Annotated in this window: 24 protein-coding genes; 14 read left to right on the forward strand and 10 right to left on the reverse strand. The window is 50.8% G+C overall.

Features of this window, described 5'->3' with window-relative positions; all coding sequences use genetic code 11:
* Window positions 1-258 precede the first annotated feature (258 nt).
* A complete protein-coding gene (hemE, locus tag AC4GL5_RS00335; protein WP_490380792.1) occupies window positions 259-1,323 on the forward strand; it encodes a uroporphyrinogen decarboxylase in 1,065 nt (354 codons plus the stop codon).
* Window positions 1,324-1,388: 65 nt separating this feature from the next.
* Complete coding sequence (locus AC4GL5_RS00340) at window positions 1,389-1,745, forward strand: hypothetical protein (protein WP_490380793.1); 357 nt, start codon at window positions 1,389-1,391, stop codon at window positions 1,743-1,745.
* Window positions 1,746-1,839: 94 nt separating this feature from the next.
* Here the strand turns inward: AC4GL5_RS00340 and AC4GL5_RS00345 are convergent, their stop codons facing one another.
* From AC4GL5_RS00345 to AC4GL5_RS00355, 3 genes are all read right to left on the reverse strand, one after another.
* Window positions 1,840-2,427, reverse strand: a complete 588-nt coding sequence (locus tag AC4GL5_RS00345) for a peroxidase-related enzyme (RefSeq protein WP_490380794.1) — start codon at window positions 2,425-2,427, stop codon at window positions 1,840-1,842.
* A 160-nt stretch (window positions 2,428-2,587) separates the two neighbouring features.
* Entirely contained in the window at window positions 2,588-3,202 is a 615-nt protein-coding gene (locus AC4GL5_RS00350) for an acyloxyacyl hydrolase (RefSeq protein ID WP_490380795.1), read from the reverse strand.
* A gap of 94 nt (window positions 3,203-3,296) precedes the next feature.
* Window positions 3,297-4,568 carry an O-acetylhomoserine aminocarboxypropyltransferase/cysteine synthase family protein gene (locus AC4GL5_RS00355; protein ID WP_490380796.1) on the reverse strand — a complete coding sequence of 424 codons (1,272 nt, stop codon included), beginning with the start codon at window positions 4,566-4,568 and terminating at the stop codon, window positions 3,297-3,299.
* 272 nt (window positions 4,569-4,840) lie between these two features.
* Between AC4GL5_RS00355 and radA the strand changes: the two genes are divergently transcribed.
* Window positions 4,841-6,217, forward strand: coding sequence for a DNA repair protein RadA (gene radA / locus AC4GL5_RS00360; RefSeq protein WP_490380797.1), 1,377 nt, complete (start codon window positions 4,841-4,843; stop codon window positions 6,215-6,217).
* A gap of 69 nt (window positions 6,218-6,286) precedes the next feature.
* On the opposite strand, the gene AC4GL5_RS00365 is transcribed toward radA, so the two are convergent.
* Entirely contained in the window at window positions 6,287-6,811 is a 525-nt protein-coding gene (locus AC4GL5_RS00365) for an outer membrane beta-barrel protein (RefSeq protein ID WP_490380798.1), read from the reverse strand.
* A gap of 158 nt (window positions 6,812-6,969) precedes the next feature.
* Entirely contained in the window at window positions 6,970-7,785 is an 816-nt protein-coding gene (locus AC4GL5_RS00370; RefSeq protein WP_490380799.1) for a helix-turn-helix domain-containing protein, read from the reverse strand.
* Window positions 7,786-8,016: 231 nt separating this feature from the next.
* On the opposite strand from AC4GL5_RS00370, the gene AC4GL5_RS00375 reads away from it, so the two are divergent.
* The 3 genes from AC4GL5_RS00375 to AC4GL5_RS00385 all read left to right on the forward strand — a co-directional run bounded on the left by AC4GL5_RS00375 (window position 8,017) and on the right by AC4GL5_RS00385 (window position 12,202).
* Window positions 8,017-9,507 (forward strand): alanine/glycine:cation symporter family protein, encoded by a 1,491-nt coding sequence (locus tag AC4GL5_RS00375; protein WP_490380800.1) that lies wholly within the window; start codon window positions 8,017-8,019, stop codon window positions 9,505-9,507.
* Between the two features lie 179 nt (window positions 9,508-9,686).
* Window positions 9,687-11,081 (forward strand): aspartate ammonia-lyase, encoded by a 1,395-nt coding sequence (locus tag AC4GL5_RS00380; RefSeq protein WP_490380801.1) that lies wholly within the window; start codon window positions 9,687-9,689, stop codon window positions 11,079-11,081.
* A gap of 89 nt (window positions 11,082-11,170) precedes the next feature.
* A complete protein-coding gene (locus tag AC4GL5_RS00385) occupies window positions 11,171-12,202 on the forward strand; it encodes a type I asparaginase (RefSeq protein ID WP_490380802.1) in 1,032 nt (343 codons plus the stop codon).
* A gap of 93 nt (window positions 12,203-12,295) precedes the next feature.
* Here the strand turns inward: AC4GL5_RS00385 and AC4GL5_RS00390 are convergent, their stop codons facing one another.
* The 3 genes from AC4GL5_RS00390 to AC4GL5_RS00400 all read right to left on the reverse strand — a co-directional run bounded on the left by AC4GL5_RS00390 (window position 12,296) and on the right by AC4GL5_RS00400 (window position 15,098).
* Window positions 12,296-13,090, reverse strand: a complete 795-nt coding sequence (locus AC4GL5_RS00390) for an ABC transporter ATP-binding protein (RefSeq protein ID WP_490380803.1) — start codon at window positions 13,088-13,090, stop codon at window positions 12,296-12,298.
* Window positions 13,087-13,977 carry an ABC transporter permease gene (locus AC4GL5_RS00395; protein ID WP_490380804.1) on the reverse strand — a complete coding sequence of 297 codons (891 nt, stop codon included), beginning with the start codon at window positions 13,975-13,977 and terminating at the stop codon, window positions 13,087-13,089. The genes AC4GL5_RS00390 and AC4GL5_RS00395 overlap by 4 nt, the downstream gene beginning before the upstream one ends.
* Before the next feature lie 149 nt (window positions 13,978-14,126).
* Window positions 14,127-15,098, reverse strand: coding sequence for an ABC transporter substrate-binding protein (locus AC4GL5_RS00400; RefSeq protein WP_490380805.1), 972 nt, complete (start codon window positions 15,096-15,098; stop codon window positions 14,127-14,129).
* A 244-nt stretch (window positions 15,099-15,342) separates the two neighbouring features.
* Between AC4GL5_RS00400 and AC4GL5_RS00405 the strand changes: the two genes are divergently transcribed.
* The 4 genes from AC4GL5_RS00405 (at window position 15,343) to AC4GL5_RS00420 (ending at window position 18,769) form a co-directional block, all read left to right on the forward strand.
* Window positions 15,343-15,657 carry an MGMT family protein gene (locus tag AC4GL5_RS00405; protein ID WP_490380806.1) on the forward strand — a complete coding sequence of 105 codons (315 nt, stop codon included), beginning with the start codon at window positions 15,343-15,345 and terminating at the stop codon, window positions 15,655-15,657.
* A gap of 297 nt (window positions 15,658-15,954) precedes the next feature.
* Window positions 15,955-17,184, forward strand: a complete 1,230-nt coding sequence (gene serA, locus AC4GL5_RS00410; protein ID WP_490380807.1) for a phosphoglycerate dehydrogenase — start codon at window positions 15,955-15,957, stop codon at window positions 17,182-17,184.
* A gap of 242 nt (window positions 17,185-17,426) precedes the next feature.
* On the forward strand, window positions 17,427-17,999 hold the full coding sequence (locus AC4GL5_RS00415) for an LPP20 family lipoprotein (protein ID WP_490380808.1): 573 nt from the start codon (window positions 17,427-17,429) through the stop codon (window positions 17,997-17,999).
* Window positions 18,000-18,115: 116 nt separating this feature from the next.
* On the forward strand, window positions 18,116-18,769 hold the full coding sequence (locus AC4GL5_RS00420; protein ID WP_490380809.1) for a class I SAM-dependent methyltransferase: 654 nt from the start codon (window positions 18,116-18,118) through the stop codon (window positions 18,767-18,769).
* Window positions 18,770-18,796: 27 nt separating this feature from the next.
* Here AC4GL5_RS00420 and AC4GL5_RS00425 read toward each other — a convergent pair whose 3' ends face one another.
* Window positions 18,797-19,228 carry a PaaI family thioesterase gene (locus AC4GL5_RS00425; protein WP_490380810.1) on the reverse strand — a complete coding sequence of 144 codons (432 nt, stop codon included), beginning with the start codon at window positions 19,226-19,228 and terminating at the stop codon, window positions 18,797-18,799.
* Between the two features lie 182 nt (window positions 19,229-19,410).
* Between AC4GL5_RS00425 and olsF the strand changes: the two genes are divergently transcribed.
* Entirely contained in the window at window positions 19,411-21,210 is a 1,800-nt protein-coding gene (olsF, locus tag AC4GL5_RS00430; RefSeq protein ID WP_490380811.1) for a bifunctional ornithine lipid synthase OlsF, read from the forward strand.
* A gap of 225 nt (window positions 21,211-21,435) precedes the next feature.
* Window positions 21,436-22,203 (forward strand): enoyl-ACP reductase FabI, encoded by a 768-nt coding sequence (gene fabI, locus AC4GL5_RS00435; protein WP_490380812.1) that lies wholly within the window; start codon window positions 21,436-21,438, stop codon window positions 22,201-22,203.
* A gap of 101 nt (window positions 22,204-22,304) precedes the next feature.
* Here the strand turns inward: fabI and AC4GL5_RS00440 are convergent, their stop codons facing one another.
* Window positions 22,305-23,711 (reverse strand): cache domain-containing protein, encoded by a 1,407-nt coding sequence (locus AC4GL5_RS00440; protein ID WP_490380813.1) that lies wholly within the window; start codon window positions 23,709-23,711, stop codon window positions 22,305-22,307.
* Between the two features lie 244 nt (window positions 23,712-23,955).
* Between AC4GL5_RS00440 and lpxL the strand changes: the two genes are divergently transcribed.
* Both lpxL and ettA read left to right on the forward strand, forming a co-directional pair.
* On the forward strand, window positions 23,956-24,867 hold the full coding sequence (gene lpxL / locus AC4GL5_RS00445) for an LpxL/LpxP family Kdo(2)-lipid IV(A) lauroyl/palmitoleoyl acyltransferase (protein ID WP_490380814.1): 912 nt from the start codon (window positions 23,956-23,958) through the stop codon (window positions 24,865-24,867).
* A gap of 150 nt (window positions 24,868-25,017) precedes the next feature.
* Entirely contained in the window at window positions 25,018-26,679 is a 1,662-nt protein-coding gene (gene ettA, locus AC4GL5_RS00450; RefSeq protein ID WP_490380815.1) for an energy-dependent translational throttle protein EttA, read from the forward strand.
* Window positions 26,680-26,736 lie beyond the last annotated feature (57 nt).

The following is a 26,736-nucleotide window of genomic DNA, read 5'->3' on the forward strand; positions in this document are numbered from 1 at the left end:
ATATCAGAAGGCCAATTTTTCTGGCTTAGAAGACCAAGCATTCTAGCAGCGAGTTGACATTTGTCATCCTTTCAACAACTTAAAACAGTGTTAACCCGAAACTCGACTTAAGTGCTATTGCTCAATTTTACCTGCAGGAACTTTGACTTTTATGCTAGCGAGAGGGGCTGTCTCCGGTACAATAGGCACAAATACTCCGGCAGCGGGAACACAGTTTCCGCAGGCCGATGTCATACGTCTAAACCGGTTTATGAGATCATGACTGAACTGAAAAACGATCGTTTCCTCCGCGCGCTGCTGCGCCAACCTGTCGATGTAACCCCTGTCTGGATGATGCGTCAGGCGGGCCGTTATCTGCCTGAGTACAAAGCAACCCGCGCACAGGCTGGCAGCTTTATGGATCTTTGCCGCAATGCCGATCTGGCCTGCGAAGTAACTATTCAGCCTCTGGAGCGATTCGATCTGGATGCCGCTATCCTGTTTTCCGACATCCTGACCATTCCGGATGCGATGGATCTTGGCCTCTATTTTGAAGAAGGCGAAGGCCCTAAATTCAGAAAGACGGTTCGCACTCAGGCTGACGTTGATGCTCTGCCCATTCCGGATGCTAACAAAGATCTGGGCTATGTTATGAATGCGGTATCCACCATTCGTAACGAGCTGAATGGTCGTGTACCTCTGATCGGTTTCTCCGGCAGTCCCTGGACACTGGCCACCTATATGGTTGAAGGTGGCTCCAGCAAAGAATTCCGTCATATCAAAGGCATGCTGTACGGCCAGCCGGATACCCTGCACCAGCTGCTGGATAAACTGGCCGAGTCCGTTACCAGCTACCTGAATGCCCAGATTCTGGCAGGCGCTCAGGCAGTACAGATCTTTGATACCTGGGGTGGTGCACTGAGTACACCGGCATATCTGGAGTTCTCCCTGAAATACATGGAGCAGATCGTACACGGCCTGATCCGTGAACATGAAGGCCGTAAAATTCCGGTTATTCTGTTCACCAAGAATGGCGGTCAGTGGATCGAGCATATCGCCGCTGCGGGTGCTGATGCTGTGGGTCTGGACTGGACGACAGAACTGAGCGATGTTCGTGCCCGTACCAAAGGCCGCGTTGCTCTGCAGGGCAACATGGACCCTAACGTCCTGTTTGGCTCACCGGCTGGCATTAAAGCTGAAGTTGCCCGCATTCTGGACAGCTACGGTTATGGCAACGGTCATGTATTCAACCTGGGCCATGGTATCAACCAGTTTGCGAATCCTGAGCAGGCTAAGGTGTTCGTTGATGCGGTTCACGAGCTGAGTGCGCGTTACCACCAGTAAACCGATCTTTTACTGAAGCAGGGAATTGTCCCATCGATCCGGAGCAGATCCGGTAAGGAAGTAGTATGAACACAGAAACGCGTTCGGAACCGGCCTCACATCAGGATCTGTCACCGGAGCATGAGCTGACCAGCCTGCAACTTCAGCTGGAAACCCGGGAACGTCTGGTTAGGCTTGAAGAGGAGAATCGCCATCTTCGGGAGAAGGTGACCGAACTAAACGACAAGCAAAAGCGACTGCGCCAAAGCCTGGATGATGACCGGACAGCTAATCAGCAACAACTCAATGAGAGAGCCGGCAAGCTCGGAAGTCGGGTCGATACGCTAAGTCGCCGTCTGGATAGACTGTTCAGCTTCTGGATGATCTCGACCATGCTACTGATGCTATTTGCCGTTGCTGTCATGTTTAAAGCGGGACACTGAGTCTTCGCTACCGCGTAACGCCTCTACAAGCCATAAAAAAACCGCGGCCATAATCAAATGCCCGCGGTTTTTTTGTATCAGCCAAAGCAGATCTTTATTTCTCTTTCGGTATCCGCCCCATCAGATAAAACTCGGGATTTGGTGGCGTATTAGTCAGACTAACCAGTCGATTCGACAAGCCAAAGAAGGCTGAAATCGAACCGATATCCCAGATATCATCCTGACTGAAACCGACAGACTGCAGTTTCTGCTCCCACTCCTCATTCAGCTCACCAACCTCACGGGAAATATAGAAAGCGAAATCAAGCATGACACGCTCACGCTCGCTGATATCTGCTGTTTTATGGTTGACTGCCACCTGATCTGCAACCAGCGGGTTCTTGCTGTAGATTCGCAGGATTGCACCGTGGGCAACGACACAATACAGACACTGATTGCGCGAACTGGTCGCCACCACAATCATCTCTTTCTCAGACGGTGTCAGCGTATCCGATTCACGATCCATCAGCGCATCGTGGTAATCGAAGAATGCACGGGCTTCCAGCGGGCGATGCGCCAGCATAAGGAAAACATTCGGAACAAAACCGGCCTTTTCCTGAACGCCCAGAATACGCTCTTTCAGATCTTCCGGCAGATGTTCAATAGTTTCCGGCACCGGGAAACGACTTAAAAACTGAGCCATGTAAATCTCCTTTCACTGCTTCGCATTTTTATTGTTAGCACACATTATCCTGCAATGGACTGCAAGACATACTTATATTTGTATGACAAATAGAGTAATCAAGCAATTGCTGATAAACAAGAGAAAGGGATGACTTGGGGGTCAGGAGAGAAACACTAATCTATTTCTGATAATTATAACTGATGATGAAGCGGTAAAAATTTATGCCGTTATTATCACGATACATATAGTTATTGGAGTAATGCCGGACACCAAAATCCCACTGCCAACGAGGCGAAAAATATCCTCCGATACCCGTATATTCAGTGAACTGTAATACATCACCAAGCTTAATCCCGCCTACTTCATCATTGGCCTGCACGCTCAGACCTAAAGAAGTATCAACATAACTCAACAGTCTAAAATCGGCAAAATTCCAGCGAAACCCCTGAATAATATCAACAGTATTATTAGCAGTCTCATGACTCAACTTAAGGCCTTCAACCTGCCACATGGTGTAGCTGAATTGCTGGTAACTGCTCAGCCAAAAGCCATCATCAAACCGGTAACCAGATTCGCTATTCCAGCGAAGCGTAATTTCATTTGATATGACTCGCCCGGAGCTGCCACTCCCCAGTGAAAATGAATCTGCATTAACAACATTAGAGGTAGCGATAGCTCCCAACCAAACAGGAATGCCCAGTCGCCACACGGATGAAGGAGGAGACCCGGCAACAGAAAGTTGCGACACCGACAACAAAAAAAATAGGGTACCCAACCTTCCCAGGGACATCATCAAGACTCAACTAGTTTTTAGTAATTAATAGATAATGAACAAATATGCTAATAAAAACAGGAGCCTTATGCTCCTGTTTTTATTGATCCGAAAATTAAACCGCTGCTTTAAGCGCCTGATCAAGATCCGCCAGAATATCGTCGATATGCTCAATACCGATCGACAAACGCACCATATCCGCAGAGACGCCCGCAGACAGCAGCTCTTCATCATTCAGCTGACGGTGAGTCGTTGCTGCAGGAATCGCCGCACAACTTTTCGCATCGCCAATATTAACCAGACGCAAAATCAGCTGCAGAGCATCGTAGAATTTAGCACCCGCTTCACGGCCGCCTTTGATACCAAAGCTCAGAATACCGGAGGCATGACCACCCATGTACTCTTTAGCCAGTGCATTGTCTTTATGATCTGAAAGACCCGCATATTTCACCCAGCTTACCTGCTCATGTTTCTGCAGGAACTCGGCAACTTTCTGGGTATTTTCGCAGATGCGCTCAACACGCAGAGAAAGCGTTTCCAGCCCCTGCAACAGATTCCATGCGCTCTGAGCTGACAATGCAGCCCCCATATTACGCAGAGGCACAACACGGGCACGGGCAATAAAGGCCGCCTCACCCACGTCACGGGTATAGCTCACACCGTGGTAGGAAACATCAGGCTCATTCAGCAGAGGGAAGCGATCAGCATGCTCTGCCCAAGGGAATTTACCGGAATCAACAATGACACCACCGATGGTTGTACCGTGACCGCCGATATATTTGGTGGCAGAGTGAACAACAATATCAGCCCCCTGTTCAATCGGACGCCACAGGAAAGGCGTTGCAACGGTATTGTCCACAATCACCGGCACACCATGTTTGTGAGCGATCTCAGCCAGCTTGGCAACATCCACAATACCCCCGGATGGATTGCCGATGGACTCACAGTAAACCGCACGGGTTTTGTCATCGATCAGTGCTTCGATACCGGCAAAATCATCTTTGTCAGCAAAACGAACCTCAATACCCTGACGCGGTAGTGTATGAGCAAACAGGTTGTAGGTCCCACCATACAACTCACTGATAGAAACGATGTTATCGCCGGTAGAGGCGATGGTCTGGATCGAATAAGTAATCGCAGCCATACCGGAGCTAACCGCCAGTGCCGCAATACCACCTTCCAGCGCGGCAACACGCTGTTCAAGCACATCACAGGTTGGATTCATAATGCGCGAATAGATGTTACCGGTCACTTTCAGATCAAACAGATCTGCAGCATGTTGGGCATCATCAAAAGAGAAAGACGTTGTCTGGTGAATCGGCACGGCAACCGCATTCTGGTTGTCAGAGGTATAGCCGTGGTGCAGGGCGATAGTTTCACGTTTCATAAGGTTGTTTAGCTCCATGATTTTATTATCTGTTCTCTGTTTTATATGCCTTTAACGCAGAAAAAACAAGCCACTTATAGCATAAAGGAATTAAAGACCTACACGCTTCTGTCCAAATTGTGCGCTGACAGATTCGTACTCTCACAACTATTGGCTATTACTGCAGGTATTGAAGCCGATCAACACAGGGGACATCGGACATCTACAAGCCTGGATAAATACTGTATATTTACCCACTTCTGATTGCACTAGAGAGACAACAAGGCATCATCATGGCAAAAGCAAAAACCGGTTTCGTCTGCATCGACTGTGGCGCAGACTATCAGAAATGGCAGGGGCAGTGCAGCCAGTGCGGTCAGTGGAATACAGTACAGGAGGTCCGCCTGGCTCCCGCTAATAGCCGGAAAACGGCGAATTCAGGGGGAGGCCGAAGCGGCTACGCCGGGGCGGCCAATGGTCAGATTCAGGATCTGTCTGAGGTCAATCTACAGGAGCTGCCACGCTTCAGCAGCACCATCAGTGAGTTTGACCGGGTTTTGGGAGGCGGTATGGTACCGGGCTCCGCCATCCTGTTAGGCGGCCACCCGGGAGCCGGTAAGTCTACGCTTCTGCTACAGGTTCTTTGCCAGCTATCCCAGCAGATGTCAGCCCTCTACATTACCGGTGAAGAATCTCTGCAGCAGGTAGCCATGCGCGCCCAGCGCCTCAATCTACCTACTCAGGGCCTTAAGATGCTGCCTGAAACCAGCGTCGAAGCCATTCTGAATACCGCTGAACAGATGAAGCCCAAGGTTCTTGTGGTGGACTCAATTCAGGTTGTACATCTTGATGATATACAGTCCGCTCCCGGCAGTGTCAGCCAGGTACGGGAATGCGCTGCAGCATTGACCCGCTTCGCCAAACAAACCGGTACCGTGCTGTTACTGGTGGGCCATGTCACCAAAGATGGTTCTCTGGCAGGTCCTAAGGTGCTGGAACATATGATCGATGCCTCCCTGCTGCTGGAAGGCTCAGAGGACAGCCGCTTCCGGACACTGCGTGGCCAGAAGAACCGCTTTGGTGCTGTCAATGAACTTGGCGTATTCGCTATGCTGGAAAATGGCTTACGGGAAGTCAAAAACCCCAGCTCTATCTTCCTGAGCAGAGAAGAAGAGGAAGCACCAGGCAGCGTCGTGATGGTGATCTGGGAAGGCACCCGCCCGCTGCTGGTGGAGATTCAGGCGCTGGTGGATGAGTCCCATATGGCCAACCCTCGCCGTATCAGTGTCGGCCTGGATACCAACAGAATGGCGATGTTGCTAGCGGTTCTGAATAAACATGGCGGTCTGTTTACCGGTGATCAGGATGTGTTTGTTAACGTTGTTGGCGGGGTCAAAGTGCTGGAAACCAGTGCGGATCTTGCCTTGTTGCTGGCGGTGGTATCCAGCCTCAGAAACCAACCGCTGCCTCATGATCTGGTGATATTTGGTGAAGTCGGCTTATCAGGAGAGATCCGTCCTGTCCCAAGTGGTCAGGAACGTATTCGCGAAGCGGCAAAACATGGCTTCAAGCGGGCGATTGTTCCTAAAGCGAACAAACCAAAAGCAGCAATCGAAGGGATGGAGGTTATCGGTGTGACCAAGCTTTCTGAGGCGTTAGATGCTTTGTAAAGTAACCCTTATCTCTCTGATATAAAAATGCCCCCGACTGAATCGGGGCATTTTTATTCTGCTTAGTAACTATAAATCGACCTCAACACCCGCACTGATCTGCGAGGCGTCATCCCGCAATTGAGTATAATCGAAAGTCAGTACAAGAGAGTTAGACGTTTTTAATGTCAGACCACCGCCATAAGCCTGACCTTGTGATGAAAAACGCTCTTCATAAACAGCATTCGCATCAGGTTTTAAGAAATTATAATCGATCTCAACATAACCATACTTCAGGTTAAGATCGACCCAACTTCCCAGCGGGTGAATCATCATCAGATAAGCCCCCGTTGTTGAGTAATCGATATCTAAAGGCACCGCATTGCGGCCAGTACCCAACTCGCCTATAAACTCTGACTCTGAATATTCCAGCTGAAAAGCCAAAAGCGAGCTCAATCGATATCCAAGGGTATAAATCAGAGGCTTAGCCTTCTTGGTTTCCATACCGTCCACCTTTAACTCCCCCCCAAATACCCCCAAATAACCGTGGCTTGTTGCGGCAAACAGAGGGGTATTCAAGAGCAATAAAACAGTGGCCAGTAATACTCGGACCAAAACAGAACCTTCCCTTAAAATATTTACACAATAAGCGTCTCACAAATTAAATTAAATTTCTTTGCCCCTTTACAATAAATGCCTTTCTGTAGCCTCTTTTAACAGGATTACACTGTCATTTATGCTTTACAGGAGCTATTTCCCCAGCATGACTTGGGTTAATAAGGCAGTGCCCGAAAATGCCACTCTTCAGGACTGATGCTATTGGTGATCGCTTGTTTTAATGCTGTATCAATCTCATCTGTGTCCTGATCGTATAAACCGCAAAGTGACAGGGCTTTGTGTTTATCAACATCAGTTCCCAGATACTCATACACAACGCGGGCACAACAAGGCATACGCTCACCGCTACCGGATACCCCCAGCTTCAGGCCATTTAACCGGGTCAGCCGGTTTTTGAACGAGGGAAATAGAATGGTCTGGGTCATCTCATTACCGGTTTGGGTTTCGTAGTCCACCAGAAAGATACGGTCGACCAACAGATGAGCCATACCCCGATACACCCCATGACAGATCTTTTCTCCCGGAGTGGGCCTTAATCGCTCGGTACGTTGGTAGAAGACCTGATCATCATGTTGCTCAAGACAGATAAGGGTCCTCAATATACGCCCAGGGCAAGCCATGGACTGGTAATACTCGAAATAATAGCCCAGATATTTCTCCAGCCGGGACAAGGCGTTCAGAGCCTTTAGCTGATCAAAACTATCAGACAATGGCGAGGCTGCCTCCTCTTCGATTCTGCGGGGGCGCACCTTAACTAAGCGCTCAAACTGGCTATGGGGCAGGTGGATCTCATGCTCTTCGACACCAAAAAAATCACACAGTTTCAGCATCATGTTAGCCGATGGCTGACTGCGACCATTCAGATAACGGTTGAACTGCGAACGATTAATACCCAAACGTCGGCACACATCAGAGATCGATTTATAGTAACCGCACAGCAGTCGCAGGTTCTGTGGAAAATCATCCGTCATTGTCGCTTCACCCCCCTACTTAGTCATTGCCTTATAACGCCAGACACTGCTCTCATCATAAGACAGGCATTTAACCTCGCCCAGCTCAATATGATGCTAGTTGATGCTAATAAAGCACCAAACAGCATCAAAACGATACAGATCGCCAAATATTGCTCCGCCTATCTCTCTGCTTGAATAGCCGCTCCCTAACAAGAATAAGCGCACAGCTGCGCAGCGGAGGCATCTCTTATGCTGGATTTTCTAAATGATTTACTCTGGAGCAAGGTGTTAATCGCCGTTCTGCTCACTCTCGGCGTCTGGTTTACCCTGGCGTCTCGTTTCGTTCAATTTCGCTATTTCAGCCGAATGTTCCGGATTCTCGGCTCGAAACAGGCATTTAAAAAAGACCAGTACGGTCATCTCAGCTCCTTTCAGGCGCTCTTGCTATCCGTTGCGGGTCGTGTTGGCGGTGGAAACATTGCAGGGGTAGCCGTGGCGATCACTCTTGGTGGGCCAGGGGCTATTTTCTGGATGTGGATCGTTGGTCTGATGGGTATGGCCACCAGTTTCTTTGAATGCACGCTGGCACAAACTTACAAGAAAGCTGAGCCCGACGGTACCTATCGCGGTGGCCCGGCCTACTATATCGCCCGAGGTCTGGGTCAGAAGTGGTATTGGTTGGCCGCAGTCTATTCTGTACTGCTTCTGGTAACCTTTGGTTTTGGCTTTACGGCACTTCAATCCTACTCAGTAGCCACCTCTTTTGAGGATGCTTTTGGGATTCCCGTTTACTACACCGGCATTGCACTGGCACTGATCACGGGCTTAATCATCTTCGGTGGTGTTAAGCGTATTGCCCGAATCTCGGAAGTTCTGGTGCCCATTATGGCACTGGGTTATCTGTCTATCGCGCTGGTGGTACTGGGGATGAATATCCAGCAGATCCCGGACGTGATCACTCTGATCGTAAAAAGTGCCTTTGGTCTGGAACCTGCTATTGGTGGCGGCATAGGTGCTGCGATTCTTATGGGCGTTAAGCGAGGCCTGTTTTCCAATGAAGCGGGCCTTGGCAGTGCTCCCAACGTTGCAGCTGTCGCGTATGTGCCTCACCCGGCCAGCCAGGGTATTGTGCAATCATTCTCCGTGTTTATTGATACGGTTATTCTCTGCTCCTGCACCGCCTTCATTATTCTTCTCAGCGGTATCTATGACCCTGCCACTACCGGAGACCTGGGTGGCGTTGCTCTGACTCAGATCGCGCTGGCAGAGCATGTGGGTGAATGGGGTCGTATGTTTGTCAGCGTTGCCCTGCTGTTATTTGGCTTCAGCACCATTCTTTACAACTACTATCTGGGTGAAAACAGCCTTAACTTCTTCAGTGAAGAAAATCAGACACTGTTTAACGCGTTCCGGGTCGCCATTATCTGCCTGTGCTGCTGGGGTGCCATTATGGACCTGGGCACCGTCTTCGCCTTTGCCGATGTCACCATGGGCTTACTGGCTCTGGCAAACCTGCTGGCATTGGCCATGCTCTTCCCGACCGGCTTGCGCATTATGAAAGATTACGATCAGCAGCTGAAACGCAGTGATGAGATTCCGGTATTTAACCCGGAAAACTTTTCAGACCTTGATCTGGATAAAGCCGCCTGGGAACTGGAACCGGAACATCAGGCAAGGGTAAATGAACTTGCGGCATCAGCTCTCCGGAAAACCCAGGCAGACGTCACCCTGAACCACTAACACTTATCAACGAGCTCTTGCAGTACGTGCTTCAGGCATCCTGAAGCACGCTCTCTGTTGTCGCGCCTTTTTTGGGCGCAGGGGGGTGAGCTAATGCACTATAGGGTCGGTCTCCCCCCCTTTTTTTCTTACTCAATTCTGATCAGCGCGTAAGTTGCGCACTATTTTCGGAGTCTATTATGGCAACCCGTATTGAACATGATCTTCTGGGTGATCTGCCCGTACCAAGCGATGCCTGGTATGGCATTCAAACTCAGCGCGCACTGGAAAACTTCTCCATTACCGGTGTGCCTATCAGCCATTTTCCGGAACTGGTGAGGGCGCTGGCACTGGTCAAGCAAGCGGCGGCGAAAGCAAACTACGACCTGGGACTCTTATCCACGGAAAAGGCAGAGGCGATTAATAACGCCTGTGAAGCTATCGCTCAGGGAAGCCTGCAGGATCAGTTTGTCGTGGACCTGATTCAGGGTGGCGCAGGCACATCCACCAATATGAATGCCAATGAAGTCATCGCCAATCTGGCACTGGCCAAACTCGGCCATGAAAAAGGGAGCTACCAACACCTGCACCCGAATGATGATGTCAACTGCTCGCAATCCACTAACGATGCTTATCCTACATCTGCCTGTCTGGCGATTCAGTTTGCCGCTGAACCCTTAGTCGTATCGATCAAAAGTCTGGTGCAGGCTTTTTCGGAGAAAGGACAGGAGTTTTCCGATGTGGTGAAGATGGGACGTACCCAGCTGCAGGATGCGGTGCCCATGACTCTGGGTCAGGAGTTCGAAGCCTTTTCCGTTAATCTGTCCGAAGACATTGATCGCTTGCATGAAGCCTGCCAGCTGTTATGCGAGGTTAACCTGGGGGGCACCGCCATTGGCACCGGAATCAACACCCATACGGATTACTCACGGTTAGCGATCCGCTATCTGGCGGAGCTGTCCGGAAAACCGATGGTTCCGGCTGCCAACCTTATTGAAGCCACTTCAGATATGGGGGCCTTTGTACTCTTTTCCGGTGTACTGCGTCGTTTCGCGATCAAACTCAGCAAAATTGCCAACGATCTGCGTTTGCTGTCCAGCGGTCCACGCACAGGGCTGGGTGAGATCCAACTGCCACCGATGCAGCCCGGCTCATCCATTATGCCGGGCAAGGTCAATCCGGTTATCCCTGAAGCGGTTAACCAGACTGCGTTTCAGGTGATCGCCAATGATATGGCCGTCACTCTGGCCGCCGAAGCGGGTCAGCTGCAGCTGAATGCCATGGAGCCTCTGATTATTTACAACCTGCTCAACTCCATGCGCATGCTGGGTGAAGCCTGTCGCATGCTGGAGCATCGCTGCATTCGCGGAATCAAGGCCAACCGTGAACGTTGCGCAGAGCTTCTGGATATCAGTATTGGCAGCATCACAGCGTTAGTACCTCATATCGGTTACGCCAATGCCTCCCGAATTGCCCAAACCACCCTTCATACCGGAGGCACCGTTCGGGAGCTGATTCTGGCAGAAGGATTACTAAGCGAGGAACGCCTTGAGCATCTGTTGAGCCCTCAGAACATGCTGGCACCGGGAGCCTGATCATTCAGCCCCTCCAACAATGGCATGGAAGCTTACTTCCATGCCATTTGACCACCTTGCCGTAACCCGCCCGCAGACGGAGAACAACGATGAATCAAAAGCATCTGCTGATTATCTATACCGGTGGTACGATCGGTATGCAACATTCAGATCAGGGCTTTCAGCCAGGTAAAGGATTTGAACAACAGGTTGCCCGCGCCCTGAATCTTTACCCCCAGGACAGCTTGCCCCGTTATACGTTTCTGGAGCTGGACAGACTGATTGATAGCGCCAGCATCCAGCCATCTGACTGGCAGTCACTGGCGATCTTATTGCGCGAGCATTGGGCCGCCTATGATGGTTTTGTCATTCTGCACGGCACTGACACCATGGCCTACACCGCGTCGGCACTGTCCTTTATGCTGGCTGACCAGGATAAAGCGGTCGTGCTGACAGGTGCTCAGATCCCACTCCGATCTGAGCGTAGCGACGGTCTGAACAACCTACTGACCAGCATGCGCTTTGCAGCCCAAAATGAGATTAGCGAGGTCTGTATCTGCTTCGGCGGCCGCTTGCTAAGAGGGAATCGCAGTAGCAAGGTCAGTAGTATGGCGATGACCGCCTTTGATTCCCCCAACTATCCGAATCTCGGTCAGGCAGGCATCGATCTGCGCTTAAATCAGCCGTACCTGCTAACAGGTAGCCAACCGACCTTCCAGATAAAAGGGCTAATACCCGATGCCGTTAGTCTGGTCCACTTCTATCCGGGTATCAGCCCCCGGAGCATCAGAGCTATGGCACAGGATGCCCGGGCTTTGATTCTGCTCACCTACGGTGCAGGCAATTTGCCAGACTCTGATCCGGAGCTGATCGCAGTACTGCACGAGTTGAGTCAGGCCGGCAAAGTTTTGGTGAACATCAGCCAGTGCTCCCACGGTGGCATTAAGCAAGGGGCTTATGCAGCCGGTTCGGAGCTCAATCGCATGGGTGCGATTTCCGGACAGGACATGACTCTGGAAGCAGCTTTTACCAAGCTGCACGTCCTGTTGGCTCAGGGTTATGACAGGCAGCAGGTTCAGCAACTGATACAGCAGGATCTTCGCGGTGAAATAACAGTGCCCGCTCAAGGCGTGAAGGCGTGAAGGCGTGAAGGCGTGAAGGCGTGAAGGCGTACAGACTATCGGTGACTCTGCCTGAAAACAGGCTAAGTCACCGATTTCCACAAGAGGAACCGGCTACCCCAACAGCAAGCTGTCATCACTCAGCTCTTCCCCTTTGGTTCTTGAGAACAGAGCCAGAAGGTCCGGCACATCCAGCCCCTCCCGCTCATGACCCTCAACATCAAAGGCGATATTACCTTCATGCAGCATCAGGGTGCGGTCACCCACATCCAGCGCCTGACGCATAGAGTGCGTCACCATCAGCGCTGTCAGGTTCTGCTCTTCAATAATATTTTTGGTCAGTTCCAGCACAAAAGCGGCTGTTTTAGGATCCAGTGCGGCCGTGTGCTCATCCAGCAACAGGATCTTCATCGGCTGAAGGGTCGCCATTAACAGACTAACCGCCTGACGCTGACCACCGGACAGCAGCCCCATACGATCACCAAGGCGCTTCTCCAGACCCAGTCCGAGGCGGGACAAGCGTTCTTTGAAAATCTCCTGATACTCATGGCGAATAGAACGACTCAGACCACGACCAAAACCGCGTTTCAGCGCCAGCGCCATATTCTCTTCAATGGTCAGGGTTTCACAGGTTCCTGCCAGCGGGTCCTGAAATACCCGGGCAACCAGCCCTGCACGTTTATTGGTGGGCCAGCGGGTTACATCCTGATCATCGATCAGAATTTTGCCCTGATCCGCCAGAACTTCACCGGCCAGAGCGTTAAGAAAAGTCGACTTACCGGCACCATTACTACCAATCACCGTCACGAACTGACCTTCCGGAATGGTCAGATTCAGACCTCTTAATGCGCGGTTTTCCAGAGGCGTTCCGGCACCAAAGGTTACTGCAAGCTGTTCAACCTGAATCATGCCTGACCTCCTTTGCGTTTCAGTAGTTTCATGCGCGGCATCACAATGGCCAGCGTCACCAACACAGCGGTAATCAGGTTAAGATCCTGAGCTTTCAGACCGATCCAGTCCGCATTCAGGGCAACGGCAATCGCCAGACGATAAAGAATCGCCCCAATCAGGCAGGCGAAAATCCAGCGGGCGATGGTGCGTGTCGACAGGATCGCTTCACCACCGATCACCGCAGCCAGACCAATAACAATCGTACCGACACCCATGGTCACATCAGCCGTGCCCTGACTTTGGGCGAACAGAGCACCTGCCAGTCCCACCATACCGTTTGCGACAGCAACACCCAGGATGGTCAGCCGTCCGGTATGCACACCATTGGCACGGGCCATTTTGGCATTCACACCAGTCGCCCGCATCGCAAGACCCAGTTCTGATGTCATAAAACGGACAAACAGCAGATAAACCACCAGCACGAAACCACTGAGGATAATCGGGTTGATCAGATAAAAAGGAATATCCCAGTTCTCAAAGGGGGTAAAAACGGTTTCATCACCCAACAGTGCAACATTGGGTTTACCCATAATGCGCAGATTGATCGAATAGAGCGCAATCATCGTCAGAATCGAGGCTAGCAGGTTAAGAATCTGCAGCCGGACATTCAGCCACGCTGTGACAACACCCGCCATACAGCCCGCCACCATTGCCATCGCCGTTGCCAGCCAGGGGTTCCATCCACTTACAATCAGCGTTGCAGCGACTGCGGCTCCCAGAGGGAAGCTACCATCAACGGTCAGGTCCGGAAAATCCAGCACACGAAAGGCGATAAAGACACCAAAGGCAACCAGACCAAACAGCAGGCCTGACTCCACAGCACCAAAAAAGGCAATTGAACTCACGGTGATCCCATTAAGAGGTTTGGGGCTCGGGAAGAGCGGTTAACTAAGCAGATAAAGTTAATGATGAATCAATTCTATCCACAAAAAAATCAGTCGTGCCTTAACGAGAAAAAGCGGCGCTTACGGCCGCTTTCTCTCAGGACTACAACTTACTGAATAACTTTTTTCGCCTGATCGATCAGCTCCTGAGGCAGGGTGACACCCATACGCTCAGCCGCTGCCGGGTTGATCACCAGATCCATCGTCTGAACACCCTCAACCGGAATGTTCTTTGGCGATTCACCCTTCAGAATACGCTCTACGATCACACCGGTCTGACGACCGACCTGATAATAATCAAAACCAACGGCCGCGATCGCACCACGGTTTACAGAGTCAGTATCACCGGTAATCACCGGGATATCAGACTGCTCAGCAACCTTAAGTACCGCTTCCAGCGCAGAGATAACCGTATTGTCGATCGGCAGATAGATCACATCCACTTTACCCACCAGAGAACGGGCTGATGCCAGTACATCCGAAGACTTGGTCGCTGCCGCTTCTACCACGGTCATACCCTGCTTAGGTGCTGCCTCATGAACCATTTGTACGGAGCTGACCGAGTTCGCTTCACCCGGATTGAAGATCACACCGATTTTTTTCGCGTTTGGAACGATCTTTTTAACCAGTTCCATATGCTTATCCATCGGCAGCATATCCGTGGTACCGGTCACCCAACGGGTTGGCTTGTCCAGTGCTTTAACCAGCTTGGCACCGACAGGGTCAGTTACAGCAGAGAAAACAACCGGAATACCACGGGCAGCGGATACCGCCGTCTGGGCAGACGGTGTGGTGATCGCCACGATCACATCCGGTGCATCACCGGCAAACTTCTTGGCAACCTGAGCCGCTGTTGCAGGGCTGCCCTGAGCACTTTCGTAGTTCCATTTCAGGTTTTCTCCAACCACATAACCACGCTCAGCCAGCTCATCCTGAACCCCCTGGCGGATGGCATCCAGAGAAGGGTGCTCAACAATCTGAGTGATCGCGACGGAAGCATCGGCCTGCACCAGTGAACTTGTCAGGCCGGAAGCCAGCAGCAAAGAACCCGCAATAAACTTACGAAGTTTGGTTTTAAACATGGTCGTCTCCAGAGATTGCAACTGACTTAGAGTTGCCTGAAACATTAGGGCGATCTCACATGGCTCGTCACTGAACCTGCAAGCTGTTTTTTTATAATAAACACTCGGGCAATGCCGGAGGTTTGTAGTCGATTCTTCGGTAAAACGGCAAAATATGGAGCGTAACTATACCTTAATATTCCCTATGATCGAAAATGATGCCGGACGAAAAATTCGGCGCACAGATAAATTGCCGGAAAAATAAATGAACACATCCCCCCACACCATCAAAGAGGCTCTTTATCTGGTGCTGCACCAGATCCCGGAAGGGCGCTTTACCACCTACGGCCGGCTGGCAGAACTGATCCCGATGGCAACCTCCGCAAGACAGGTCGCCCGCCTGCTCAGCCAACTGCCAGAGGGTACTCAGCTTCCCTGGCATCGGGTAGTTAATAGCCAATTCAAAGTTTCACAATTCGGCAAGTGTGACGAACAAGCTCAGCGTCTTCGCTCAGAAGGACTGCTGATATCCTCAGCGGGCAAACTGCCAGCTGACAAGGTCTGGCCGGATACCCCCTGAGAATCAATCCGTAAATATCGCGGCTAACCCGGTGAAACTTTTTGTCAGATGAAAGCCAAAAGTGAGCCAGATTCATTGATAAATGAGCAAATCTTGAACAGAAATTACACAGGGTTGTGTTACCATGTTGCGCCTGTTGTTGGGATAAGTAACAAAACTTCTCTGTTACCCCTGCGAAACGCAACAACACTCCCAGTACGGAGCGCCCCTCCTGTACCGCGTTGACCCACAACAGAAGTTCGCTACAGCTTATTTCAGACCGGCGATCTGCCGTGACCGTTAGAGGGTTCCAGCACCATGGCTACTACGTCTCTTGACAAGAGCAAGATCAAAATTCTTCTTCTGGAAGGTGTACACCAATCTGCCGTTGATAACTTCAAGGCAGCCGGTTACACCAATATCGAATATCACGCTGCTTCACTTCCGGAAGAACAGCTAAAAGAATCGATCAAAGACGCCCACTTTATTGGCATTCGCTCCCGCACTCAGCTGACCGAAGAGATCTTTGATGCGGCTGAGAAACTGGTTGCCGTGGGTTGCTTCTGCATCGGCACCAATCAGGTTGACCTGAAAGCCGCCATGATCCGTGGCATCGCAGTATTTAACGCACCTTACTCCAACACCCGTTCTGTAGCGGAACTGGTTCTGGCTGAATCCATCATGCTGCTGCGTGGTGTTCCTGAGAAAAACGCAGGTTGCCATCGCGGTGGCTGGCTGAAGTCTGCGAAGAACTCTTTCGAGATTCGCGGTAAGACGCTGGGTATTGTCGGTTACGGCAGCATCGGTTCTCAGCTGTCGGTTCTGGCTGAGTCTCTGGGTATGAAAGTGATCTACTTTGATGTCATCACTAAGCTACCTCTGGGTAATGCAGAGCAGGTTGGCAGCATGAAAGAGCTGCTGAACACGGCGGATATCGTATCCCTGCACGTACCAGAAACCGAAGCAACCAAGTGGATGATGGGCCCGGAACAGTTTGCTGAAATGAAGCAAGGCTCCATCTTCATCAACGCTGCGCGCGGCACCGTTGTGGATATTGACGCGCTGGCAGAAGTAGTTCGCAGCGGCAAACTGCTGGGTGCTGCCATTGACGTATTCCCGGTTGAGCCACGCTCCAACGATGACGAGTTTATCTCTCCACTGCGTGAGTTCGACAATGTGATCCTGACCCCGCACGTGGGTGGTTCCACTATGGAAGCTCAGGAAAACATCGGTGTTGAAGTATCCGAGAAGCTGATCAAGTACAGCGACAACGGTACAACCACCAGCGCGGTTAACTTCCCGGAAGTGGCGCTGCCCTCTCACCCTGGCAAGCACCGTTTGCTGCACCTGCACGAGAACGTGCCGGGTGTTCTGTCTGAGATCAACAAGGTGCTGTCTGACAACGGCATCAACATCTCCGGCCAGTTCCTGCAGACCAACGAAAAAGTGGGCTATGTGGTTGTGGATGTTGAAAAAGAGTACAGCCCGCAAGCGCTGGAAGCTCTGCGCACCGTAGCAGGTACCATCCGCGCACGAGTTCTGTTCTGATAAAACAGAACTCAGACAGGTTCAGCTTCTGAGCTGAACCTCGCGAATCCCTCTGAAAGCCCGCCCGGATCATTAAAAGGTGAACCGCGCGGGCTTTTTAGGCCTTTGCTTTATGTTCGCTTTCTCTTTTTTTTGCTAATCTGCCATCAAACTTAATGCAGCGTTTCTGCCAACCCGAAAGCAGTACGAGAACTCTGCATCCTCAAACTGTTTCATAGGTTGTTGTCAAAGGATTCGGAATCATGAAAAAAGCATCTTGGTTAAAACTGTCTGCGCTGTCTCTGGCGTTAGGTCTCGCAGCTTGCGGTGGATCACCTGAAAAAGAAGACGCTCCGGCTGCACGCGCATACCCTGCCTGGATTGATCAGCCCGTTGTTGCTGATGGTATCGCAGAAAGCGCCTGCGTCAGCTCCAGCGGTAACATGACCCTAGATAAGAAACGCGCCACGGCTAACGCCCGTTCAATGATCGCTCAGTCCATTGAGACCCGCATCAAAGCCATGGACAAGACCTACCAGCGCGTCACCGAGAGCGAAGAAGCGATGACCTCAGGATCGACCTTTGAGAGTGTTTCCAAGCAGGTTACGGATCAGAGCCTGAGCGGGACAAAAGTCGTTGAGAGCGGCTACTTCAAGATCAATGAGAAAAACCAGTACTGCGTCATGGTTGGCTTTGGTCAGCAGCAAACCAGAGAAGTATTCGAAAACGCGATGAAAGCAGCTAAAGCTGAAATGAGCCCGACTTCTGAGCGTGCTATGTACGAAGAGTTCCGTGCTTATAAAGCTCAGCAGGAGCTGGAAGAGTCTCTGCGCTAAGCACTGACAACCTCAGCAAGCATGACTTGAGGTTAGAAAAAACGGGCTTTATGGCCCGTTTTTTTCATTCCGCCCATAAGACCTTACCTTCCGATCTATTACGTTTCAGGCTCACTATGACCGCTTATCACCCGGATACCTGCCCCCTCTGTACTAACAGCAGCATCGAGCACTACGCTCAGGACAAAAAGCGTGATTACTGGCAGTGTCTGACCTGTGACCTGGTCTTTGTGGATAAATCACAGCAATTGAGTCATGAGGAAGAAAAGGCGGTTTATCAACAGCATGAAAACAATCCCGATGATGCAGGTTATCGCAAATTTCTCAGCCGGATGTCTCAGCCAATGCTTGAACGCATCCCACCCCTCAGCCACGGATTAGATTTTGGTTGTGGCCCTGGTCCAACCCTGTCACTGATGTTTGAAGAAGCCGGACACAGCATGGCGATTTATGACCCCTACTTTGCCAATAATCCGGATGTTCTGAGCCAGGAATACGACTTCATCACCAGCACCGAGGTCTTTGAACACCTTTCCTCACCGAAAGATGTTCTGGAGCAACTCCTGCCTATTCTGAAACCCGGCGGCTGGCTGGGGCTAATGACCAAACGGGTGATTGATCAGGCGGCATTCAAACGTTGGCACTATAAAAATGACCCGACCCATATCACCTTCTTCAGCGACCGCACTTTCCACTGGATCGCAGCACAATATGGTCTGACGCTGGCTCTTGTTGATCAGGATGTGGCTCTACTGCGGAAGCCAGTCTGAAAGCAGACAATAATACCCACCTGAGGATCATGCATAACCCACCTCTGGACTCAGAGGGGTCGTGCTGGCAACAAACACACCATTGCCCCGTGCAACCTCTTTACCGCGCTCATCATAAACCACAGACTCGGCAATCAGCTGATTCTTACCTCGGTTAACCACTTTACCTTTTGCCGTTAAGTGACCTTTACTCACAGGGCGCAGAAAATAGGTGGTAAAGCTTGCCGTCACCATAAAGAAACGCCTTTCCATAGAGTTCGCCGCAAAATAAGCCGCATCATCCAACGCTTTAAACAGCACAGAGCCATGAACTGCGCCAGCGGCATGAAAGAAGCTTTCCTGTATCTGAAAACGGATCTCAGCCTCACCCTTACTGACACTGATGTCCGGTTGATAAAGATCGTTACAACGACCGGAAAGGTACATGTTTTCCAGTTTTTCAAAATGATCCTGAGTCACCTTCATACTCCCTTTCGACTTACGTTTTAAATACTCATCATATCAAAGTGTTAGCACACCGGAGCTGCCATTAAGCCCGGATTAACCGCTCTGAGCTGTCACCAAAACGACACGCCTGCGTCAGCGTTCTGTCATTTTATCCGCTTAATGTGGCCACAAAAGCGTCTATAAAGGATAGGTCTGTGGTTAATAGTGAGCATACCGTCAGAATTGAAACATCTGCCCCCGCTGATAAAGCGATCAGTATTGAGCGTATTGTCAGCGAGAACTTTCCAGCCATTTCACGCAGGCCTCCCCTGATCAAAAATGGCCTGTTTCGTTTTCTGCGCTGGCTTTCACGGGAGCATGAGATCAACCGTTTTATGCGTCAGCATCAGGATGCCAGTGCCCCGGAATTTGTCGACCACGTGCTCGACTATTTTGATTTCAGCCTGTCGATCAATGAGAACGAGCGAGAGAACATTCCCACCGAAGGCCGCGTGGTTATTGTGGCCAATCATCCCATCGGCACCCTGGATGGTTTAGCCTTACTGAAACTGGTCCGCAGTGTGCGTCCTGATGTCCGTATTGTCGCCAACGATATTCTGATGCAGTTTAGGCCTCTACAGCCTCTGCTACTGCCTGTGGATAACATGAGTCAGACCGGTTACAAAGAGAGCACTGCCCGCATTGTAGACGCGCTGAAAAACGATGAAGCTGTCATTATCTTCCCCGCTGGCGAGGTTTCCCGGGCAGGTCCGGCCGGTATAAAGGACGCCCGCTGGCAAAGTGGTTTCCTGCATTTTGCCCGCAAGACCAATAGTCCGATTTTGCCGATTCACCTTGGCGGCCGAAACTCCTCCCTGTTTTACAGCCTCTCCACACTGGCGAAACCGATCGGCACACTGATGCTGATGCGTGAAATGTTTAAACAGCATCAGGTAACACTACCGGTCCGTATTGGTCGGTTGATTCCCCTGGCTCAGTTCGACATTAACGCTTTGTCTAACCGGGACAAAATCAAACTGCTGAAAAAACACGTCTATCGTCTGGCAAAAAACCGCAAGCCTCTGTTTCAAACCGAGAAGTGCATTGCCCACCCGGAAGATCGCCGGATTCTTCGCCGCGAGCTGAAACAGTCACAAATGCTGGGCGAAACCAAGGATGGCAAACAGATCTATCTGTTCGATAGCTTTCGGGACTCCGCTGTGATGAAAGAGCTGGGGCGTCTTAGGGAGATCTCATTCCGTAAAGTGGGTGAGGGCAGTGGCGAGAAACGGGATCTGGACAAATACGATCACTATTACCGTCACATCATTCTCTGGGATGAGGAAGAACTGGAAATTGTCGGGGCATACCGAATCGCTGAAGCTAACCGCATCATCGAAAATGAAGGTCTTAAAGCCCTTTACTGTAGCAGTCTGTTCAGTCTGTCAGAAGGTCTGACACCCAAGCTTGAACAGGGTATTGAACTGGGTCGAAGTTTCGTACAGCCGAAATACTGGGGTAAACGTAGCCTGGACTACCTCTGGTTTGGTATCGGAGCCTACCTGCGCCACCACCCCAAAGTACGCTATATGTTCGGCCCGGTCAGTCTGAGCAACAGCTATCCACAGGCGGCAAAAGACCTGATTGTGCATTTTTACAGCCACTATTACAGCTCCGCTCATCCCTTAGCCAGAGCTAATGCGCCTTATGTTCTCAACCCGAGTGAAAAGCAGCAGATGTACGAACTGTTTGCCGGTGACAACCTGCAGGAAGACTTTCTGATTCTGCGCGAGCAACTCGACCATCTGGGCGTTACCGTTCCAACACTTTATAAACAGTACACCGAGCTTTGCGAGCCCGGAGGCATTGAATTTCTCGACTTCAGTGTTGATGCTGACTTTGGCTACTGTATCGACGGCCTGATTCTGGTAGACATTGATAAAGTGAAAGCGCGTAAACGGGAACGCTATATCACCGCAGGCCTTGAGCGCAATCCAACGCCGCTAACAGCCTGACCACCTGAGATATAACCCTGCCTCAAAAACCGCACGGGCACTTACTGTGACCGTGCGGTGTTATTGCTTCGCACATGCACAAATTATCAGTCATAATATCCCTATAAAAATAATGTCATTAAAACGTCTCCCAGCTGTCAACGCTTTGGCATCTGGGGAGACTAAGCTCACTAACAGTTCTAAATATGGTTCTGCACAACCTGCGGAAAAAATGGAGTAAAAGAAATGTCGTTATCCCTGGAAGGTAAAAAAGGAATTGTTGTAGGTGTTGCCAATGAAAGCAGCATCGCCTACGGATGTGCAAAAGCGCTGCATGAGGCGGGCGCTGAAATTGCGATGACCTATCTGAATGAAAAGGCACGTTCCCATGTAGAACCCTTGGCTGAAGCCGTGAATGCCAGGATTTTTATGCCGTGCAACGTAGTGAAACAGGATGAACTGGAGCAGCTGTTTAAAGCCGCAGAGGAAGCCTGGGGACAGATCGATTTTGTTATCCACTCCATCGCCTGGTCACCAATTGATGAACTCCACGGGCGCGTGGTGGACTCAACGTCTGAAGGCTTCAGTAAAGCGATGGATATCTCTTGCCACTCTTTTGTGCGCATGGCCAAACTGGCTGAGCCGCTAATGAAAGAGGGCGGCTCCCTGATCACCATGAGTTACTACGGTGCTGAGAAAGTGGTCGATCACTACAACATGATGGGCCCGATCAAAGCGGCTCTGGAAAGCTCTGTACGTTATCTGGCAGCAGAGTTGGGTGAAAAGAACATCCGCGTTAACTGTGTGTCCCCTGGCCCTATGATGACCCGTGCCGCATCGGGTATTGATCACTTCGACAAACTGGTTGAAAGCGCTGAAAGTCACTCTCCACTGCGTCGACTGGGCACACCGGAAGAGGTTGGTAATATGGCAACCTTCCTGGTCAGCTCACTGTCGTCTGCAGTAACGGGCGGGCTGCATTATGTCGATGCCGGCCATCACATTATGGCGTAGGCAGTCACCTTACTTTGGCGACAAAGAACGCGGCTTAATGCCGCGTTTTTTTGTGGTATCCGGATTTATTATCGGAATCTGATAATGTCGCCATTTCGGCCTCAGTATTCATAGACCCGGTTGCCACCTTCTTTCTCGGCCCGAATCAACGCGCGTTCCGCCTCGCTGTGAAGCAGGTCATAACTCTTATGGCCACCAAGCATGCTGCTGATTCCAAGGCTGATATCCAATGACTCGCCCAATTCCGTACTGATTTGCTGCTGCAGAGAAACCGCCAGACGCATTCCTTCAGAGGCATCAGTAAAACTGGACCAATAGGCAAAACCAGTGCCCGGCAGATAACTGGCCAAAACATCATTGGGCAGTATATGCCGGATCGTAACGGCAACCATAGCAACCTGATCAGACTCCAACCTCTTATCTAAGCCAACAAGGGCAAACGTATTGGGTGTATTACTATCCAGATGACGTAACTGATCGCAAACCCTCTGCTCAAATGCCTGAGGACTTAATAAACCGGTTGCCGGGTCCTGCTCGGCCATCTCTTTCAGTGATTCGTGAGCTTGCTCAAGAGCCTCTGCCTGATTGCAGATCTGGCTGACCATCTGGCGAACGCTAACAAGGGTCAGCTCATCACCATGATCCGACCGGGGAATTACCGCATCAGGTTGCATACGTTCAACGGCTGCCCGAAAACGTTCACTTTCCTGTCGAACCTGCTGTGCCATCTCTTCCAATGACGAGGCCAGCTGATTATAGGAATCAGAAACCTCAGCCACCTCTTTGCCACCTTCCAGAGATAAACGATGCTTCAGGTCACCATGCCCACCGGAAAGCTCCCGCATAGACCCGACCAACTTTCGAATCTGAATATTCACACTGTGAACAAAAAAGGTCACGATTACCCCTACGCTGATCATCACCAGGATCAGATTGATCAGACTATCCAGCTGAAAATCATTCACTTCCTGTTTCAATGCGGCCAAATTCAGACCGCTACCCAAAGTCCAGCGCCAAGGCGCAAAATAGTCCGCATAGCTGGTCTTGGGCTGAAGGACACTTTTGTTATCCGGATCAGGCCACTGGTAGTCAACAAACCCTCCGCCACCGGAAGCAACCTCATACAGATTACGCACCAAGGGGAGACCTGTAGGGTCCTGCATACCCAAAATATTAGTCCCCACCAACTCTTTTATGCCGTTACTGATGGCTATGCCTGATTCATCACCCATAAAGACATAGTTGCCTCCGTCATAACGAATCGCAGAAATAACCTCCAGAGCCAAACGCTGGGCTTCTTCCTGCGTCAGCTCTCCGGATAGCTGGCGGTTGTGGTAGTGCTGCAGAATACTCTTAGCAATATCAACCACATGCTCCACATTGCCCTCATAGCAACTCTGGATAGCATTACGGGTATTGGTTATTTCAAGATAGGAATTCGCTAGCATGCCGCCAGCAAAGAGGGCAAGAATAAGCCAGACACGGGTAGAAATGGATGTACGCTTCATGCACTGAAATCTCCGTTACATCGTTCCAGTCCCTTTAAACGCGATAACAGTCTGTGAGTAATTAAAATTTGGCTCAAGATTAATGCATCTTTAACTTTATTCAAGTTGAAGCACATTTAATATCCCCACAAAGTGTACACTTTTGCCATTAACCTTAGTTGAGATCTGAGTATAGGGGTAAAAACTTTGCCGCATCAGAGCAGTAACTTTAAAATGTCCGCTCCGCTAAACCCAAGGAAATCTGATGGCTAAAAAACGTTACCCTGCAAGCTTCTGGCACCCACGCTACTGGCCAACCTGGGCGGGATTCTTTTTTATTTGGCTGGCCGCGTTTATGCCCTGGCCAGTGAAGCGCGGATTGGGTAGGGGACTGGGTTATATGCTGTGGGCTCTGGCAAAAAGCCGCCGACATATTACCGAGGTAAACATCGCACTCTGCTTTCCTGAGCTCAGCCCCGCAGAGCAAAAACAGCGGGTTAAGGATGTTTTTATTGCCAATGGTATCGGGTTACTTGAAACCGCTACTGCCTGGTTTCGGGATCCAGAATATCTTCGCCCAACCACCAGAATCAAAGGGGCAGAGCACCTTCAGGCCGCCCTTGATCAGGGTAAAGGAGCTATCATCATAGGAATCCACTTCAGCACGCTGGATCTGGCCGGTGCAATCAATAAACTCTGGTTTGATATCGATACCTTTTACCGCAAGCATGACAATCCTGTTTTCGAATGGATCATGACCCGATCCCGCAAACGCATTTACGGAGCAGCCATTGACCGGCATGACCTTAAAGGTGCTCTCAAACGCATCAAGAGTGGTCGTGCAATCTGGTACTCGCCCGATCAGGATTTTGGCCGCAAAGTCAGTGTTTTTACCCCTTTTTTTGGCATCCAGGCCGCCTCCATCAAAATGACAGCCCGACTCGCTAAAATGACAGGTTGTGCTGCCGTTCCTCTGGCTGTCCGTCGCCTGAAAGACAATAGTTATGAACTGGAGTATTTTCCAGCGCTGGACAATTTCCCTTCCGGTGACGATGTTAAAGATGCAGGCAGGATCAACAGCATTATCGAGGGAATCATCCGCCAACATCCGGAGCAATATATGTGGATGCACCGTCGCTTCAAGACACGACCAGAAGGTGAGAAAGGTTTTTACTGACCTTCGTTATCTCTTACTAGCTGAGGTATCATAGGCAGATTCGGGTCAGGACAAACCGACTCATACTTTGCCCGTTATACTCTTTGCCCGTTACACTTTTCAGGGCCCAACGCTACTTATCAAGATTACTATCAGGAGCATTTTGCTGCTATGGCACAGTTTGTTTACACCATGAATCGTGTGGGAAAAGTTGTCCCACCGAAGCGTGAGATTCTGAAAGATATCTCACTATCCTTCTTCCCCGGTGCAAAAATCGGTGTGCTCGGTCTGAACGGTGCGGGTAAATCCACCCTGCTGCGTATCATGGCAGGCGTCGATACCGAATATAATGGCGAGGCTCGTGCACAGCCTGGTATCAACGTGGGCTACCTGCCACAGGAGCCTGAGCTGGATAACAGCAAAAACGTACGCGAAGTGGTTGAAGAAGCGCTGTCCGAAATCAAAGACGCCCAGGCTAAACTGGACCAGGTCTACGCAGCTTACGCTGAACCTGACGCCGATTTTGACAAGCTGGCCGCGGAACAGGCTCGCCTGGAAAACATTATCGAAGCGTCTGATGCGCATAACCTAGAGCGTAAGTTGGAAGTGGCAGCTGAAGCGCTACGCCTGCCAGACTGGGATGCCAAGGTAGAGCATCTGTCTGGTGGTGAGCGTCGTCGTGTCGCCCTGTGTCGCCTGCTGCTGTCTAACCCGGACATGCTGCTGCTGGACGAACCAACCAACCACCTGGATGCAGAATCTGTAGCTTGGCTGGAGCGCTTCCTGCATGAATACGCAGGTACTGTTGTGGCGATTACCCACGACCGTTACTTCCTCGACAATGTAGCAGGCTGGATTCTGGAACTTGACCGTGGTCACGGCATTCCATGGGAAGGCAACTACTCCAGCTGGCTGGAACAGAAAGAAGCCCGTCTGGAACAGGAAGCCAAGCAGGAAGTATCCCGTCAGAAATCGATGAAGTCAGAGCTGGAGTGGGTTCGCTCTAACGCCAAAGGCCGTCATGCCAAGAGCAAGGCCCGTCTGGCACGCTTCGAAGAGATGCAGTCTCAGGAATTCCAGAGCCGTAACGAAACCAACGAGATCTACATTCCGCCCGGACCTCGCCTGGGCGACAAGGTGGTTAATTTTGAAGGCGTTACCAAAGCCTTTGGTGACAAGCTGCTGATTGACAATCTGGACTTCAGCATCCCTCAGGGTGCTATCGTGGGTATCGTCGGTGGTAACGGCGCCGGTAAATCGACTCTGTTCAAGATGATCGCTGGTGAAGAACAACCGGATTCCGGTACCGTGGAAATCGGTGAAACCGTGAAGCTGGCCTTTGTAAACCAGAGCCGCGAAAACCTCGACGGTTCCAAGACCGTTTGGGAAGCACTGTCTGACGGACAGGATATCCTGACCATCGGTAGTTATCAGGTGCCATCCCGTGCTTATGCCGGTCGCTTTAACTTTAAAGGCAACGACCAGCAGAAGTTTGTAAAAGACCTGTCCGGTGGTGAACGTGGCCGTCTGCATCTGGCACAAACCCTGAAACAGGGTGCCAACGTGCTGCTGCTCGATGAACCGTCAAACGATCTGGATATCGAAACCCTGCGTGCACTGGAAGAAGCACTGCTGACGTTCCCAGGCTGCGCCTTTGTGATCTCGCACGACCGCTGGTTCCTTGACCGTATCGCCACTCATATTCTGGCGTACGAAGGCGAGTCCAAAGTGGAATTCTTCACCGGTAACTACACCGAGTATGAAGCGGACTACCATAAGCGAGTGGGTACTGATGTGCCTAAGCGTGTGAAATATAAGCGTATTGACGCGTAAACATAGAGCCAAGCGCATTGACGCTTAAGGCTTTATCGCCAAACAAAAAACGGAGCC

This window comes from Oceanospirillum sp., from assembly GCF_982874595.1.

Excerpts from the sequence above, each read along its gene's own strand:
- AC4GL5_RS00380 (WP_490380801.1), top strand. The coding sequence starts at position 9,687 with ATGGCAACCCGTATTGAACATGATCTTCTGGGTGATCTGCCCGTACCA.
- fabI (WP_490380812.1), top strand. The coding sequence starts at position 21,436 with ATGTCGTTATCCCTGGAAGGTAAAAAAGGAATTGTTGTAGGTGTTGCC.
- serA (WP_490380807.1), top strand. The coding sequence starts at position 15,955 with ATGGCTACTACGTCTCTTGACAAGAGCAAGATCAAAATTCTTCTTCTG.
- AC4GL5_RS00400 (WP_490380805.1), bottom strand. The coding sequence starts at position 15,098 with ATGTTTAAAACCAAACTTCGTAAGTTTATTGCGGGTTCTTTGCTGCTG.
- AC4GL5_RS00370 (WP_490380799.1), bottom strand. The coding sequence starts at position 7,785 with ATGACGGATGATTTTCCACAGAACCTGCGACTGCTGTGCGGTTACTAT.
- AC4GL5_RS00350 (WP_490380795.1), bottom strand. The coding sequence starts at position 3,202 with ATGATGTCCCTGGGAAGGTTGGGTACCCTATTTTTTTTGTTGTCGGTG.
- AC4GL5_RS00355 (WP_490380796.1), bottom strand. The coding sequence starts at position 4,568 with ATGAAACGTGAAACTATCGCCCTGCACCACGGCTATACCTCTGACAAC.
- AC4GL5_RS00345 (WP_490380794.1), bottom strand. The coding sequence starts at position 2,427 with ATGGCTCAGTTTTTAAGTCGTTTCCCGGTGCCGGAAACTATTGAACAT.
- AC4GL5_RS00405 (WP_490380806.1), top strand. The coding sequence starts at position 15,343 with ATGAACACATCCCCCCACACCATCAAAGAGGCTCTTTATCTGGTGCTG.
- AC4GL5_RS00375 (WP_490380800.1), top strand. The coding sequence starts at position 8,017 with ATGCTGGATTTTCTAAATGATTTACTCTGGAGCAAGGTGTTAATCGCC.
- hemE (WP_490380792.1), top strand. The coding sequence starts at position 259 with ATGACTGAACTGAAAAACGATCGTTTCCTCCGCGCGCTGCTGCGCCAA.
- lpxL (WP_490380814.1), top strand. The coding sequence starts at position 23,956 with ATGGCTAAAAAACGTTACCCTGCAAGCTTCTGGCACCCACGCTACTGG.
- AC4GL5_RS00440 (WP_490380813.1), bottom strand. The coding sequence starts at position 23,711 with ATGAAGCGTACATCCATTTCTACCCGTGTCTGGCTTATTCTTGCCCTC.
- AC4GL5_RS00415 (WP_490380808.1), top strand. The coding sequence starts at position 17,427 with ATGAAAAAAGCATCTTGGTTAAAACTGTCTGCGCTGTCTCTGGCGTTA.
- AC4GL5_RS00390 (WP_490380803.1), bottom strand. The coding sequence starts at position 13,090 with ATGATTCAGGTTGAACAGCTTGCAGTAACCTTTGGTGCCGGAACGCCT.
- AC4GL5_RS00340 (WP_490380793.1), top strand. The coding sequence starts at position 1,389 with ATGAACACAGAAACGCGTTCGGAACCGGCCTCACATCAGGATCTGTCA.
- AC4GL5_RS00385 (WP_490380802.1), top strand. The coding sequence starts at position 11,171 with ATGAATCAAAAGCATCTGCTGATTATCTATACCGGTGGTACGATCGGT.
- radA (WP_490380797.1), top strand. The coding sequence starts at position 4,841 with ATGGCAAAAGCAAAAACCGGTTTCGTCTGCATCGACTGTGGCGCAGAC.
- AC4GL5_RS00420 (WP_490380809.1), top strand. The coding sequence starts at position 18,116 with ATGACCGCTTATCACCCGGATACCTGCCCCCTCTGTACTAACAGCAGC.
- ettA (WP_490380815.1), top strand. The coding sequence starts at position 25,018 with ATGGCACAGTTTGTTTACACCATGAATCGTGTGGGAAAAGTTGTCCCA.